12 protein-coding genes are annotated in these 15,442 nt (G+C 67.1%); 5 read left to right on the top strand and 7 right to left on the bottom strand.

What is annotated here, in order from left to right:
- Positions 1–113: 113 nt before the first annotated feature.
- The 4 genes from JYG32_RS27845 to JYG32_RS27830 are packed head-to-tail and all read right to left on the bottom strand — an operon-like array spanning position 114 to position 3,793.
- On the bottom strand, positions 114–836 hold the full coding sequence (locus JYG32_RS27845; protein WP_174379266.1) for an SDR family NAD(P)-dependent oxidoreductase: 723 nt from the start codon (positions 834–836) through the stop codon (positions 114–116).
- Positions 814–1,935 (bottom strand): 2,3-butanediol dehydrogenase, encoded by a 1,122-nt coding sequence (locus tag JYG32_RS27840; protein WP_174379267.1) that lies wholly within the window; start codon positions 1,933–1,935, stop codon positions 814–816. The genes JYG32_RS27845 and JYG32_RS27840 overlap by 23 nt, the downstream gene beginning before the upstream one ends.
- Before the next feature lies 1 nt (position 1,936).
- Positions 1,937–3,241 (bottom strand): MFS transporter, encoded by a 1,305-nt coding sequence (locus JYG32_RS27835; RefSeq protein ID WP_213265745.1) that lies wholly within the window; start codon positions 3,239–3,241, stop codon positions 1,937–1,939.
- 18 nt (positions 3,242–3,259) lie between these two features.
- On the bottom strand, positions 3,260–3,793 hold the full coding sequence (locus JYG32_RS27830; protein WP_174379269.1) for a 2,4'-dihydroxyacetophenone dioxygenase family protein: 534 nt from the start codon (positions 3,791–3,793) through the stop codon (positions 3,260–3,262).
- A gap of 184 nt (positions 3,794–3,977) precedes the next feature.
- Here JYG32_RS27830 and JYG32_RS27825 point away from each other — a divergent pair, with 184 nt between their 5' ends.
- Positions 3,978–4,958: a helix-turn-helix domain-containing protein gene (locus JYG32_RS27825; protein ID WP_213265744.1), complete on the top strand. Its 981-nt coding sequence runs from the start codon at positions 3,978–3,980 to the stop codon at positions 4,956–4,958.
- A gap of 80 nt (positions 4,959–5,038) precedes the next feature.
- Here the strand turns inward: JYG32_RS27825 and JYG32_RS27820 are convergent, their stop codons facing one another.
- The 3 genes from JYG32_RS27820 to JYG32_RS27810 all read right to left on the bottom strand — a co-directional run bounded on the left by JYG32_RS27820 (position 5,039) and on the right by JYG32_RS27810 (position 9,020).
- The gene (locus JYG32_RS27820) at positions 5,039–6,604 is read right to left on the bottom strand and encodes a GMC family oxidoreductase (RefSeq protein WP_213265743.1); all 1,566 of its coding nucleotides are present in this window, start codon (positions 6,602–6,604) and stop codon (positions 5,039–5,041) included.
- A gap of 153 nt (positions 6,605–6,757) precedes the next feature.
- Positions 6,758–7,726: a helix-turn-helix domain-containing protein gene (locus JYG32_RS27815; RefSeq protein ID WP_213265742.1), complete on the bottom strand. Its 969-nt coding sequence runs from the start codon at positions 7,724–7,726 to the stop codon at positions 6,758–6,760.
- Positions 7,727–8,072: 346 nt separating this feature from the next.
- Positions 8,073–9,020, bottom strand: coding sequence for an aldo/keto reductase (locus tag JYG32_RS27810; protein ID WP_213265741.1), 948 nt, complete (start codon positions 9,018–9,020; stop codon positions 8,073–8,075).
- A gap of 156 nt (positions 9,021–9,176) precedes the next feature.
- Between JYG32_RS27810 and JYG32_RS27805 the strand changes: the two genes are divergently transcribed.
- From JYG32_RS27805 to JYG32_RS27790, 4 genes are read left to right on the top strand one after another with little or no spacing between them, the layout of a single operon-like run.
- Positions 9,177–11,879 (top strand): type VI secretion system Vgr family protein, encoded by a 2,703-nt coding sequence (locus tag JYG32_RS27805; RefSeq protein WP_249744670.1) that lies wholly within the window; start codon positions 9,177–9,179, stop codon positions 11,877–11,879.
- 13 nt (positions 11,880–11,892) lie between these two features.
- Complete coding sequence (locus JYG32_RS27800; RefSeq protein ID WP_213265740.1) at positions 11,893–12,795, top strand: DUF4123 domain-containing protein; 903 nt, start codon at positions 11,893–11,895, stop codon at positions 12,793–12,795.
- A 46-nt stretch (positions 12,796–12,841) separates the two neighbouring features.
- The gene (locus JYG32_RS27795; RefSeq protein ID WP_249744669.1) at positions 12,842–13,594 is read left to right on the top strand and encodes a DUF3304 domain-containing protein; all 753 of its coding nucleotides are present in this window, start codon (positions 12,842–12,844) and stop codon (positions 13,592–13,594) included.
- A gap of 36 nt (positions 13,595–13,630) precedes the next feature.
- Positions 13,631–15,376, top strand: a complete 1,746-nt coding sequence (locus JYG32_RS27790) for a T6SS phospholipase effector Tle1-like catalytic domain-containing protein (RefSeq protein WP_213265739.1) — start codon at positions 13,631–13,633, stop codon at positions 15,374–15,376.
- Positions 15,377–15,442 lie beyond the last annotated feature (66 nt).

Below are 15,442 nucleotides of genomic sequence, written 5' to 3'. Positions count from 1 at the left end.
GATTGTCGTGATGAATGCCGGGCCGGAACGGACTCGGCCCGACGGGGATAAAGCGGAACCGGATGACGCGTCGCGGCGGTGGGGTACCGCTTGCCGCCGCGACGCGCGGGCGGCTAGACCGTCGAATACCCGCCGTCCACCGGCACGACCGCGCCGGTCACGAACGACGCGCCGGGCGAGCACAGGAACAGGATCACGTTCGCGACCTCGTCGGCGGTGCCCCAGCGCCCGAGCGGGGTGCGATCGAGGATCTGCCGCGACGCCTGCGCGTCGGCCATCAGCCCGCTGCTGAGCGGCGTATCGATCCAGCCGGGCGCGACGGCGTTCACGCGAATGCCGCGCTCGGCCCACGCCTGCGCGAGCGAACGCGTGAGCTGTGCGATGCCGCCCTTGCTCGCGCTGTACGCGGGCCGGTCCTTGCTGCCGAAGTACGTGTACATCGACGCGACGTTGACGATGCTGCCGCCATGCGCGGACAGCGCCGGCAACGCGGCGTCGGACGCGCGCATCACCGACGTCAGGTTCACGTTCAGCACGAGCTCGAACTGATCCATCCGGTATTCGTCCGCGTGCCGGCTGATGCCGACGCCGTTGACGAGCACGTCGAGCCGCGGCAACGCGGCGATCGTGCGCGTCAGCGCGTCGCTGTCGGTCACGTTCAGCTCCACGCACCGGACGCGCGGATGCACGGGCGCATGCGGGCCGGCGACGTCGAGCCCGAGCGCGACGACCGACGCGCCCGCTTCCGCGAAGCGCCAGGCCGTGCTCGCACCGATGCCCGACGTGCCGCCCGTCACGACGACGGTCTTGCCTTCAAACGCCCACGGGTGACTCATGTTCGACACTCCCGATGAGGTGGGCGCGGCGGGCGGACCGCTGCGCGGGAGAAACCAGGATCTTGATCTGCGTACGATCGGCGAGCAGCGCGTCGAAGCCGTCGGCGACGGCATCTTCGAGCGATACGGTGCGTGTAACGATCGACGTGAGGTCGAGCGCGCCCGACGCGACGATGCGCAGCAGGTCTTCGTATGCATGCCGGTAACCGACGCTTGCCGTGAAGGTCAGTTCGTCGTTGACCGCGCGGAACGCATCGAAGCCCGCCTGCGGCATCAGGCCGACCATCACGACGCGGCCGCCCTTGCGCAGCGCCTGCATCGCCGCTTCGAACGTGGCCGGCAAACCGGCGGCCTCGAAGCTCGCATCGACGCCGAGCCCGCCCGACGCCTCGCGGATCGCGTCGCGCAGCACGGACGCGTCGAGCGAGCGCGCATTGAACGTGTGCGTCGCGCCGAAGCGTATGGCGGCCGCGAGGCGCTCGGGCGACACGTCGACCGCCACGATGGTCGTCGCGCCCTGCAGCTTCGCGAGCTGGATCAGCAACAGGCCGATCGGCCCGAGCCCGAACACCGCGCAGGTGTCGCCGAGCCGGAGTTCGGCACGGCGCAACGCGTGCAGCGCGACGGCGGCGGGTTCCATCACGGCGGCCTGCTCGAGACTGACGCCGTCGGGCAGCCGATGCAGCATGTAGGCCGGCACGACCGCGAAGTCGGCCATCCCGCCGTCGCCCATCAGGCCCGCGAAGCCCATCGACACGCACAGGTTGTACGAGCCCGAGCGGCAGTACGCACATTGGTGGCAGCGATATTCGGGCTCGACGGCGACGCAGTCGCCCGGGTTCAGGGTCGTCACGCCTTCGCCGACTTCGACGACGGTGCCGCAGAACTCGTGGCCGAGCGTCAGCGGCGCGGTGCGCCCGGACAGCGCATGCGGCGTGTCGACCGGAATCGCGTGCGGGCCGTCCGCGTATTCGTGCAGGTCGCTGCCGCAGATGCCGCAATAGGCGACCGCGATGCGCACCTCGCCCGGTCCGACGCGCGGCGTGTCGATTTCCACGAGACGGACGTCGCGCGGGCCATGCCATTGAAGTGCGCGCATGTCAGCGTCCTCCGAGGTTCGGTGTATCGAGACGGCTGGCGGCGGCGCCGGCGAGCGCGCGCTTGCGCAGCACGGCGGGCGCGGTTTCGACGAGGCCGAACGACAGCACGCACGCGAGGATCGCGCCGGTTGCCGACGTCCACATCGCGAACTGCAGGCCGTACTTGTCCGCCGCGAAGCCGGCAACGGTCGGCGCGACGAAGCCGCCGATCAGTTCGCCGGCGCCCATGATCAGCCCGAGCGCGCTGGCGATCGAGCGGGGCGGCACCGTTTCGGCCGGGATCGTCGCCATGAACAGCGTGAAGCAGCCGAGGCCCGTGTAGGTCGCGAGCACGAGTGCGCACAGCGCCACCAGCGAATTCGCGTGAATCATCGCGATGGGGCACGCGGCGGCGATCAGCGCGAACACGATCATCGTCGGCTTGCGGCCGATCCGGTCGGAGATCGCGGGCACCGCGAAACCCCAGAACACCCACGCGGCGCCGAGGCAGGTCATCACGACGCCCATGTCGGACGGGGACAGGTGGCGGCTGTCGACGAGGAACACCGGCGCGAACGAGATGATCACGATGAACCACGTGAGGAAGAAGCAACTGATCAGCACGCAGAGCAGGATGTTGCGTTCCTTCAGCAGCGCCCAGCGGCTGATTGCCGCGCCGCCCGCCGCCGGCGCGCCGACGGTGTCGGCCTGCGCATGCCGTGCGCCGCCGGGCGGTGCTTCGCGAACCCAGCGCCAGATGCAGAATGCGATCAGGAAGCCCGGAATGCACGACACGTAGAACGCGTGGCGCCAGCCGTACGCGGTCGCGATCCCGATCACGACCGGCGGCCCGATCATCGCGCCGAGCAGGCCGGCAGCCGAGCCCTGCAGCAAGCCCATGTTCAGCCCGCGGCGGCTGGGCGTCGAACTCTCGACCATCAGCGACTGCGACAGCGGCAGCACGGGGCCTTCGGCGATGCCCATCAACGCGCGGAACGCGATCAGGCTCGCGAAGCCGCCGACCAGCCCCGACAGCGCCGAGCACACGGAAAAGCCGAGCACGGCGGCGATCAGCAGCGGCTTGCGCGTGCCGCGCGCGTCGGACCATGCGCCGGTCGCGGCGCCGGACAGCGCCCAGGTGAGCGCGAGCGCGGACGACACCATGCCGAGCTGCGCATTCGTCAGGTGCAGTTCGGCGGACATGAACGGGAACAGGAACGACAGCGCCAGGCGGTCGAAGAACACGAAACCGAACGTCATGAACAGGATCAGCAGCAGCCTGTTCTCGTACGTCCATGAAAGCTTGGGGGAGGATTGGGATGTCATGGCCGGCCTCGTCGCGGGTCAGCGGAACAGCTTCTCGATCGCCTGCGCGCCGAGGCCGACCTTCTCGTAGTGGGCCTTGCACATCGCGATGTACGAATGCACGTCGAAATAGCCGTCGGGGTTGCCTTCGTCGTCGAGCCAGATCAGCGGCCCCTTGACGATGAAGAACGCGCGCATCGGCTCGGGATGGTCGAACGCGACGAGCGTGTGGCCTTCGCCCGGCGTCTCGTACACGAAATCGCCCTTCGTCGCGGTCCATTCGTGTTCCAGGTAGCCCCATTTGCCGGACAGCGTGTATGCGAACACCTCGTGCGGGTGATAGTGCCGGTTCACGAGCCCCGCTTCCTTCGCCATCAGGATGTCGCACCATTTGTTCTGCGACGGCGAGATCCACAGCGGCCGCGACGAAACCGTTTCGGTGAACGGAACGTAATAACGTTCGTCGTCGGTGGCCGCGTTCGCGATATACGCTTCGGGCAGCGCATCGGGCTTGAACGGATTGGCAATCGGCGCAATGTTTTGCCAGAATTCGGCTACGGCTTGGTCGACCACGGTCTGTCTCCTTGTATAGAGGTGTCGTGGGCTCGACTTTAGCCAGACGGTGCGCGCCGCTCTTGACTGGGCTGGACGAATTGCTTGATCGGGCCGGACATCGCACCGCACGACGTTTAAACGATCCATCCCCCAATTCCGCAATGCATGCCGCTCCGTACGACGGGCGCCAGCAGGAGGCGACGTGACGAATTCGACCGTTTTTTCATGCACGCGAGGCTCGACGGCCGACGTGCCGGTGCGCGACCGGATGGCGTACTGGGATGCGTTCAATGCGGCGACGCTGGTCGGCCTGCGCTGCTCGTCGCTGTCGCCGGCCGGGCTCGAAGTCGAGAAGACCGACATCTCGCTGCCGGGCCTCGGCCTTGCCGACATCAGCGGCCAGGATCACGTGATCGAGCGCAGCCCCGCTTTGGTGCGCCAGTTGCCGAAGGAATCGCTGTTCGCGTGCCAGATCCTGAGCGGGCGCGCGTATTTCATTCAGCGCGACCGGTGCCTGCTCGCGGACGCCGGCGATGTCGTCGTCTACGACACGCGCGTGCCTTATCTGTTCGGATTCCTGACGCCGATGCGGCAATTGCTGATCGATATCCCGATCACGACGTTCGACGACCGGCTCGATGCGGAACTGGCGGCGCTGCCGCTGCGGATCGCGCCGAAGCCGGGTGCGGGCGCGATGCTCGGCGCGACGTTGCGCGCGAGCGTCGAGCGGTTCATGAAGGATCCCGTCGAGCACGATGCCGCGCGGTTCGCCGAGCACACGCGCACGCTGATTGCGGAACTCATCGATGCGGAAGTGAACGGCGCGGGCGCATCGCGCGCGTCGCTGTCGTACCTGCTGACCGCGAAGCAGTACATCGCGACGCATCTCGGCGAACCGGAGCTCGGGCCGCAGGCGGTGGCCGACGCGGTCGGGCTGTCGCTGCGCCATCTCGGCCGGCTGTTTGCGGCCGAAGGCGAGTCGATCACGCAGCACATCTGGTCGGAACGGCTGTCGCACGCGCATCGCGAGCTGACGGATGCGCGGCTGCGCAAGACGAGCGTCGGCGAGATCGCGTTTCGCTGGGGGTTCTCGAGCCAGGCGCACTTCAGCCGCGCGATTCGCGAGCGCTACGGCGCGTCGCCGATGGCGCTGCGCGATGCGGCGCGCGCGGCCGAGTCCTGATCCCGGCAGTGGATGGGGTGGCGGCGCGTGTCTCACGCGCCGTTTTTGTTTTCAGTGCGGTGCAGCGCACGCGTGCCACGTCACTCCGCCAGCATGAACTCGGCACAGCGCTCCGCGATCATGATCGTCGGCGCGTTCGTGTTGCCGGACACGATGCGCGGCATCACCGACGCATCGCAGATCCGCAATCCGTCGATGCCTTGCACCGCGAGGCGCGGCGTGACGACCGCGTGCGCGTCGTTGCCCATGCGGCAGGTGCCGGCCGGGTGATAGACGGTTTTCGCGCGGCGCCGCACGTAGTCGGCGAGTGCCGCATCGGCCAGCATCTCGGCTTCGCGAACGATGCGCGCGAGCGACGGCGCGCGGATGATCTGCCGGGCGAGCGCGACGCCGCGCACGAGGCCGTCGACGTCGGCCGGGTCGGACAGCGCGCCGCTGTCGAACCGGATCGGCGCGGCCGGATCGTTGCCGCGCAGTTGCACGGAGCCGCGCGAGCGCGGCCTGAGCAGGCACGGATTGATCGACAGGCCGTGGCCGGGCAGCGGCGCGCGATCGACGTCGCCGACGAGCGTCGGCAGCACGTGGAACTGGAGGTCCGGCCGACCGCTGCCCGTCGTGTCGACGAACGCGCCGGATTCGACGACGTTCGACGTCAGCAGGCCGGTGCGGCACAGCATCCACTGCAGCCCGTGCCGCAACGCCTTCAGCCCGCGATCCTCGCCCAACAGGCTGACCGGCGCATGGCTGTAGCCGTAGATCGATACTTCGAGGTGGTCCTGGTAGTTGGCGCCGACGTCGGGGCTGTCATGCAGCACGTCGATGCCGTGCGCGTGCAGGTGCGCGCCGGGCCCGATGCCGGACAGCATCAGCAGTTTCGGCGTGCTCAGCGCGCCGGCCGCGAGCACGACGTCGGCGCGCGCGGCGGCCGAACCCGTCGCGCCGCTTTCGGTTCGCCATTCGACGCCGGTCGCGCGCCGGCCGTCGAACCGGATGCGCGTCACGCGGCAGCCGGTCAGCACGCGCAGGTTCGGGTGGCGGATCGCGTCGGCGAGATAGGTGGCGGCGGTGCTGCCGCGCTGCCCGTCGAAGATCGTCGTGTGATAGAAGCCAACGCCGTGTTGCGCGGCGCCGTTGAAGTCGTCGTTGTACGCGATGCCGGCTTCCTGCGCGGCCTTCACGAACGCGAGGCTCAGCGGATGCCGGAAGCGCGTGTCGCCGACCTTCAACGGCCCGTCGGTGCCGTGGAACGGCTCGGAGAGCCGCAGGTGCGATTCGGCGCGCTTGAACACGGGCAGCACGTCGTCCCAGCCCCAGCCCGTGCAGCCGAGCGCGGCCCAGTCGTCGTAGTCGTCGCGCGTGCCGCGCACGTACAGCATCGCATTGACTGAACTGCCGCCGCCGAGCGTGCGACCCTGCGGCACGTAGGTCTTGCGTCCCGCCGCGCCGGGCTGCGGCTCGCTTTCGAACGTGACGGTGCGCTGCGTGCCGAGCACACGAATGAACGTCGCCGGAATCCGGATGAACAGGCTGTCGTCCTTCGGGCCGTCCTCGAGCAGCAGCACGCGCCTGCCGGCCTTCACCAGCCGATGCGCGACCGTGCAGCCGGCCGAACCGCCGCCGACGACGATATGGTCGTACGTCTCCATCCCGCTTCTTCTCCTTGATGTCGGGCGACGGAACGTGTGCCGCCGCGCAGGAAGCCAGCTTAGCGAGCGGTATGCGGCCCCATTTGACCGGGACGGACGCCGGGCTTGCCTCGCAGGGACACGGTGGCGAGTGGCGGGTTGTGTGGTGTCCGGTTATCGCGCGTCGGCCGGAGCGCGCGTGTCGCTCGGGGTCTCGCCGAAGCGTGCGCGATAGCTGCGGCTGAAGTGCGCGCTGTTGTTGAAGCCCCAGCGGAACGCGATTTCGCTGACCGTCAGGTGCTTCAGCGACCGGTCGCGCAGGTCGGCGCGGCAACGCTCGAGCCGCCGCGCGAGGATATAGCGCGTGAGCGGCATCCCTTCGATCTCGAACACGCGCGCGAGCTGGCGCGGCGACAGGTTGATCGCGCGGCTCACCGACTGGCTGTCGAGATCGTCGTCGGCGAGATGGCTGTCGATGAACGCCTTCGCGCGCGACAGCGTGTGGACGGTCGACTTCGTCGGCGATGCATCGCCGTCGCGCAGCCGCAGCATCGACTGCACGAGCTCGAGTATCGCGGCGGCGCGCCGTTCGCGCGCGTCCGGTGCCGGTTCCTGCGGCGCGGCGAGCAGCGCGTACACCTGTCGCACGGCCCACGACGTCACGCCATCGCCGCGATCGATCTTGACGAGGCTGCGATAGCGCCACGGCCCGACACGTGCTTCGAACACGTCGCGCGGCACGTCGAGCACGGTCATCGCCATGTCGGCGGGAAAGCCGTGCCCGTACGGCACCGCCGTGTCGTAGAGGACGAGGTCGCCCGGCGCGTGCTGCATGCAGTCGACGTCCTGGAACGTATAGCCTTGCCCTTCGTGCATCAGGCAGATGAACACGGCGTCGCGCTGGTCCGCGTGGATGTTGTGCGGCGTACGCACCACCGCATGCCGGTTCGCGACGATGTCGCATGCGCTGAACAGCCCGAGATCGCGCTTGCGCAGCGACGCGTCGATGCCTTCGGACGATTTTCCGCTGCATTCGATCCGCACGAGCGTGCGGGCGACATGGTCGACCCAGAAGTCGACGCGCTCGGCGCCGCGTACGGCGCGCGTCGAGATCGTGTCGATTCCCGTGCTGGTGTCCGGCATGACGTTCTCCCAATGACCGCCCGAGCGGCGCAGTCTCGGGCACGTCGAATGCCGCAGTCAATCCGTGTAAGACCCGGGGCCGGTGCGCGACGCGCTTGCAGCGGGGCGTTGCGGCCGGACGATCGATCGATGTCTGGCCGAGTCAACGGAAGCGGCCGTACGAGTCAAACCGCGCGTGCGATTTTCGGCTAGGTGGTGCGCGTATCGCGATGCGCTGCCGACAGGTGCCGCCGGCTTGCTTCGACGAAGACGGCGGCAGCCCGGGCGAGCGGGATGCGCATGACGCAGGCCGATCGCGGAACCGCGAGACTGCGCGATGCCATCGACCGGCCTGCCGCCGACGACCTCAGGTCGCGCTGGCTTCGTCGATCTGGCGAATGTCGTCCTGATCGAGCCGGACGCGGATCGCTTCACCGAGCAATTCGAGTTGCGCGAGCGAAGTCGCGCTCGCGATCGGCGCGGTGATCGACGGCCGCGCGATCTGCCATGCGAGCGCAATCGCGGCCGGCTGCGTGCCGTGCTTCGCCGACACGGCGTCGAGCGCGGCGAGAATGCGCAGGCCGCGTTCGTCGAGATAGCCGGCAACGCGGTCGCCGCGCACGCTCTTCTTCAGGTCGGCCTCGCTGCGGTACTTGCCCGACAGGAAACCGCTCGCGAGCGCGTAATAGTTGACGACGCCGAGCTTCAGGTCGCGCACGACCGGCTCGAGATCGCGTTCGTAGTCGGCGCGGTCGATCAGGTTGTATTCGGGCTGAATGACCTGGTATGCGGGCAGGCCGTCGCGCCGGCTGATGTCGGCGGCTTCGCGCAGGCGCGCGCCGCTGTAGTTCGAGGCGCCGATGATGCGCACCTTGCCCGCGTCGATCAGCGTCTGGTACGCGCCGAGCGTTTCCTCGAGCGGGGCCGTGTCGGCGAGGTCGCGATGCGAGAAATACAGGTCGATGTATTCGGTCTGCAGGCGACGCAGCGAATCGTCGGCGGCCTTCAGGATGTTGTCCTTCGTCAGGCCCGCACGCGCCGAGAGCAGGCCGACCTTGGTCGCGATCACGACCTGTTCGCGCTTGCCGGAACGCTTGAGCCACTTGCCGATGATCGTTTCCGATTCGCCGCCGCTGTTGCCGGGCGCCCAGGCCGAATAGACGTCGGCCGTGTCGATGAAGTTGATGCCGGTGTCGGCGAGCGCGTCGAGCAGCGAAAACGATGCGTTCTCGTCGACGGTCCAGCCGAAGACGTTGCCGCCGAAGGCGAGCGGCGAAACCTGGATGCTGGACGTGCCGAGGGTGCGTAGTGCCATGTTTCTCTCCTAAAGCTGCGGGTGACGGGATTGAATTGCGGGAGATGAAGCCGGTCGCGTTGAGACGGCGAAGCGCATCGCGAGGTTCCGCCGTCAGCGCGCAAACCGGCGTGTTTCGCGGCCGCGCGGCGGGATGCCGGACAAGGCGACGTCATCATGGAGACGCTGTCCGTTCGAGCGCCGCCCGGCATGCGCCGGGGTTCCGTATTTATTACCGATTTACCGCGCCGGACTCGGGAATTGCCGGAGCGCGTCAGCGTTGTCGCGGGCCGTTGTCTACGATATCCTTTCATCCCAAAATTAAGGGGCAGCGGGCCGCTGCCATACGAACGAAAAAATCATTCTGAGGCGGTCATGGCTGACCTAGCGGCATTCATTCGAACCCCGTTTTTCCAGCAAGACAAGCGCTTGCTTGCGCTGTCTTTTCCTTACGACGACGCACCCTCCGTCACCGACTCGTACGGCCGGCATCGTCCGGCGCGGCTGGTCGCCGAGCGTCTCGTCGCGCACGAGGGGCTCGGGATCGATTTCACGTTCGAACTGACGCTGCTGTCCGGCGAGGCGGGCGTCACGCTGGCCGACATGCTGGGCAAGCTGCTCGCGGTGTCGATGGTGCGCCCCGACGGCAGCCTTCGCCATTTCACGGGTTATTGCACGGAGTTTTCGCTCGTCCGCAACGACGATTCGATCGCGGAATATCGCGCGGTGCTGCGCCCGTGGAGCCACTTCCTGCGGACACGCGTGAACAACCGCCTGTTCCTCGGGCAATCGCTTCAGCAGCAGATCGGCACGCTGCTCGCCGATTACCAGGGGCTCGCGCCGTCCTGGGAATGGCGCGTGCGCGGCGACGATCCTGCGCGCACCATGAACGTTCAGGGCGGGGGGCTCGGCGAAAGCGACTGGAACTACATCGTCCGCCATCTGGAAGCCGTCGGGTTCCTGTACTGGTGGGAGCACGACGAGAAGGGGCTGAAGCTGATCGTCGGCGACGACAGCACGGTACAGTGCCCGGCGGTCGACGGTCGCTCGCCGGCGATCCGTTTCCAGACGCACGACGGCCCGATGGCCGCGGACGCCATTTCGCAATGGTCCGCGGTGCGGTCGCTGGCCGCGGGCAGTTACAGCGCGACGGCGTTCGACTTCAAGGCGCCGCATGCCGCCAGTGCGCAGATACCGACGCTTCATCCGCCGGGTGTCGCGCCGCAGGTCGAGCACCACGAATACGTGGGGCACTATGGTTTCGTGAAGGAAACGCGTTCCGGCGATGCGCTGGCACGCGTTCGGATGGAAGAGATCGAGGCTGCGGCGTCGCGCTTCGACGCGGCCGGCAACCATCACGGCATCCTGCCCGGACGCTGGTTCCAGTTGTCCGACCACTTCAGCACGTCGGCGGGCAGCCCGGAGGACCACCGGTACCTGATTCTCGAAGCCCGTCACGAGGCGGCGAACAATTATCTGCAGGCCGACGGCAAGCCCGAATATCGCAACCGCTTCGTCGCGGGCCTCCGGCATACGCCGTGGCGTCCGGGCCGCGGTTTCAACAGCGAATCCGTGCGGGTGCTTGCGCCGCAAACCGCGACCGTCGCGGGCGCGAAGGGCGCCGGCAGCGTCGACGTCGACGAATACGGCCGGGTTTGCGTCGTGTACCACTGGGATCGCGCGGCGCAGACCAGCGCGCGGATTCGCGTGGCCGCCGGCTGGGCCGGCGGCGAGAAGGGCATGATCGCGCATCCCCGCGTGGGCAGCGAGGTGCTCGTGATGTGTCTCGACGGCAATCCCGACCGGCCCGTCGTGTCGGGCACCACGTACAACGCGGAACGGATGCCGCCATGGGCGCTTCCCGACCAGCAGGTGCTGACAGGGCTGCGCAGCCGCGAGCTGTCGGGCGACGGCGGCAATGCGGCGGGCGGTCGTTCGAATCACGTGCTGCTCGATGACACACCGCAACAGCTCCAGCTGAAGCTGCGCAGCGATACCGACGCCAGCGAACTGACACTGGGACATAACGTCCGCATCGACAATACGCAGGGGCGCACCGATCAGCGCGCGCGCGGTTTCGAGTTGCGGACCGATGCGCATGGTGCCGTACGGGCAGCCAAGGGCCTGCTGGTGACCAGCGAAGCGCGCTACGACGCGCGTGCCCATGCGACGGACATCGGTGAAACCGTTGCTCGCCTCGAGACGGCGCACGACCTGCACGAATCGCTGTCGGGTTCCGCGCATGACGTGAGGGCGCAGGAGTCCGGCGACCAGGATGCCGTCCATCAGGCGCTCAGGACGCAGAACGACGGCCTCAAGGGCAGCGGCGGCAATCCGCAGCAGGGCGAATTCCCGGAGTTCTCGCAGCCGTTCCTGGCGCTCGCCAGCCCGGCGGGCATCCTGGCCACGACGCCAGGGTCGACTCACGTCGCGAGCGACCAGCACGTCGCGCTGACGAGCGGTGCCCACACGAGCATCGGTGCGGGCAAGAGCATGCTGGTTAGCGCGAAGGAGGCGGTGCGCGTCGCCGCATTCGAGAAAGGCATCCGGCTCGTTGCCGCTGCTGCCGACATCGACATTCAGGCGCTGAAGGACAGCATCAACGTGCTGGCCAAGCTGGACGTGAAGGTCGATGCGAACCGCATCACCATCACTGCAAAGGAAGAAGTCCTGATCAACGGCGGCACCAGCTATACGCGCTGGAACGGCAGCGGCATCGTCCATGGGACCAAGGGCGAATGGACCGCGCATGCTGCGTCGCATACGTTCATCGGACCGGACAGCCTGCCGGTGCCCGCGCGGGCGTTCCCGGGCACGGCGTGCGCGCCGTGCATGGTCAATGCGGCGTCGATGGCGTCGCCGTTCGCGGCCAAGGCTTGAGACCGGGCGCCGAATGACGAATGACCTGATGGCCGCGCAGGCGGCCGATGCGCTGCAGGCTGCGCTGTCGTCGCAGGCCGGGCTGCGCGCCTACGTGCTGATCGATGGCGCGTTGCTGGACACCTTGCCGGATGACGAAAAGGCGTCGTGGCCGGCGTTTGTCGCGGCATCGCTGCTCGACAACGCCGACGACGATGCGAGGGTCGTCGGGCCGCTGCTGTTCGAATGGCAGCCTGCCGCCGACAGCGCCGACGCGGCCGACGCAATCGATCCGCGCAGCATTCCGTGGTCGGCGGCGAGCGTGTTCGTTTCGCCATTGACGCTCACGCAGTTGGCTGCGCATCTGGCACCGATGGTGGATGTTCAGCTCGAGCAGATGGAGAGCGCGATGCTGATGCGCTTTTTCGATCCGCGCGTGCTGCCGTTCTGGCTCGACATGCTGCCCGCGGCGCATTGCGCGTATCTGGCGCAGGGCGTGCGGCACTTTATTTATCTGGATACCGAACTGAATATCCGGACGGCGGAACTTGCTGCGCCCGCCAACGTCAAGCATGTCGCCGAGTTTCCGCTGCAGTTGACCCAGGCTCAGGAGGACCGCCTGCTGGCCGCCTGCTATCCGTACACGATGATCGAGCGGCTGCGCGCCGAGAAGCCCGCGCTGCTGGCGTCGTTGCCGGCCGCGCAGCACTACGGTTTCGTGCGCGATCAACTTGCGCGATGCCAGGCACATGGTGCGGAAAGCGCGGCGTCGCTGCTGATCTACTGCGAGCTGGCGCTGCGGTACGGCTCGCGCTTCGACGAGCATCCGGCGATGGCCGCCGTGTTCGACGCGTTGGCGCAAGGGCAGGACTTTCCGCAGGCGCTGGCGCTTGTGCCGGCGGAAGGCTGGCGGCGGATGCAGGAAGCGGCGGGGTGATGGGCGCGGGGGCGCCGCCGTGCGCCGCGAGACGCGCGCGTAGCGGATGCAATCGATCGATTCAGGTTTGTCCTGCGGGCGTCACGCGCACCCAAATGAATGTCACGAGAGAAAAATGATGTCGAGAACGAAACACCGTTGGATCACGCTGCTGTCGGTCCTGGCTTTTTTCACAGCCGGATGCAGCAAGGCCGAGAGCGGCTCGGAAAGCCTCGGGACCGGCGAGACCGCAAAATGGAATGACCCGAACTACGAGATCATCAAGGCAGGCTCGTACAACTATTCAGACTACGACATTTACCGGGTCTATCTGCTGCCGCCGGACCAGGGCAACCTGGACGATGCCGCGAGTGTCGACGGCGCGCGGGCGACGCCGCGCACGCAGAACTACTGGAGCGGAGGCAAGGGGTCGCGGCCCAGTCTCGCATGGGATTTCCGCTGGAAAACACCGAAGAAGTTCAAGGTGTGGTGGGAGCGCGTGGTCGACAAGCGCGCGATGGAAGCGTCATCCCCGAATTACGACGAATACACGCATCGCGAAACCCAGCCGGGGATGGCGTGGTGCGAGGGCGAAATCACGATCACGCGTCCGCCGATCAAGGACAAGGATGGCAACGTGCTGCTGCATTTCTTTCCGGACGGACGTGTCGCCGGGGACATGGATTTCAGTCTGGGTCGTGCGCCGACCAAGGTCGAGCTTTCCCGGCGCGACGACCAGCCGAAGCTGACGGACCGCGCATGCGTGAAGGAAATCCCCAATCCGTTCTACGGACGCAAGAAACCGGCGCAGTGGAATTGACGCCGGACGCATTGCCGGAACAGGAGCATAACTGCCATGAGCAATCCCCCCATCATCCGACGCATCACCGATATCACACCTGTCGAGGACGCCATTCGAAGCGCCCACCGGGAGGCGCTCGACCCGATGCTGATCGAGCAGTGCAAGGAGTGTCCGAAACCGGTCTGGTTCACGGCGTTTTTCGATGGAACGGGTAACAACTATGGCGTCGATGGCGGCGGTTCGACGGACGTCAACCGGACCAAGTACAGCAACATCGCCAAGCTCTGGCAATTTGCGCATGCGGAAGACGACGTGTTCCCTCGTACTGTCCGCAACTATGTAGAGGGCGTTGGCACACCGTGCAGCAAGGTGGGAGACACGGGTAAAGGTCTCGACAACGCGCTCGGTATGGCAGCTGCGAGTAAAGGCGAGCTGCGCATCCGCTGGATGCTCAACGAACTCGACCGGCACGTGACCAGATACATGCCGGCCGTGAGCCAGATCAACGTGGCCGTATTCGGCTTCTCGCGCGGCGCGACCGAAGCGCGAGCTTTCGTCCGCATGCTGACCGAGCAGCTCACCGAGAATATCGGTGGGCGGCTCTGGTGGAACAAGAAGAACATGAAGGGGCTCCGCCCCGAAGTGGTTGTCTATTTCCTGGGAATTCTGGATACGGTTTCGTCGACGGGCTTCGGTGGCAGCCGCCTTGAGACGAAGGCACCTATCCTTGTTCAGCCTGTCCTCGGGCCGGTTCTGGGGACGATCGCCGGTGGCGTGTTGCGGCATATTGACAAAGGTGGTCACGCAGAGTGGGCGAACGATATCCGCATTCCGGGCTACGTTCGGCAGTGCGTTCACTATGTGGCTTCGCAGGAAGTCCGGGAGAAATTCCCCGGCGACTCGGTGCGGGAGGACCAGATGGTTCCGGGGAACTGCCGCGAGGTGTACTACCCGGGCATGCACTCGGACGTGGGCGGCGGTTACGAGCGCAACTACCAGGAAGGGCGCACCAACGAGCTGGCCAACGTCGCGCTGAACAACCTCTATATCGAGGCATGGAAGGCCGGCGTACCGTTCCGTTCGCCGCAAGAGGTGATGGCGAACGCCGGACAACTGTTCGAGATTTCCAAGGACCTGGAGGCAGCCTGGAACCTTTACATGGGTCAGGGCAACGAGAAGCGCGCGGGCGTGGCGCCGAACGGCGACCGGCTCGAGCCGCAGGTCATCTGGCACATGAACCGCTATTACCAGTGGCGCGCCAGCCGCAGCCGGCGCCTGCAGGACGGTCGGCTGAAGCCGCCGGGCGGCGTGAATTCCTACATGGCCATTACCGACAGCGAATGGAACGACGATGCCGAAAGCATCCGTGAGGACAACGGCGGCTACGTGACGAGCTACGTTTCGGAGCAGCACAAGGCCATCGATGCGGCCACGCGGGTCAAGGGCAACTGGCTGGGCGGCATCGATCCGGCGGCACGGGCGACGTTCGACCAGTTCTTCGACCGCTACGTGCACGATTCGATTGCCGGCTTCAAGAAGCAGATGGAAGACGGTCACGTCGGCTTCGCCGAATCGAGCCGTTGGTCGGTCAACCGCCAGTACTTCATGGGTAAGCGCGGCAAGAAGTTTCTGTACTGGCGCTACGAAGGCGACAAGGCCGTACAGGCCGCCACGCAAGTGGCCGTGGCGGATCCGGCCAGGCAGAAAGACCCGATGGCGGCCGACGAGCCTCAGCTTGCCAGCAACCAGCCCGCGATGACCGGCGGCGATGCGCCGCCCGATGCGACGTCGACCGCCTGACGCCGCACGCGACACCGTTCGCAACCGCGAGCGGACGACCTGACGTCGCGGCAGACCGGATCTGCC

It is taken from the genome of Burkholderia pyrrocinia (assembly GCF_018417535.1).
In the GTDB taxonomy this organism is placed as follows: domain Bacteria; phylum Pseudomonadota; class Gammaproteobacteria; order Burkholderiales; family Burkholderiaceae; genus Burkholderia; species Burkholderia pyrrocinia_E.
This window is presented reverse-complemented; position numbering and strand designations above follow the sequence as displayed.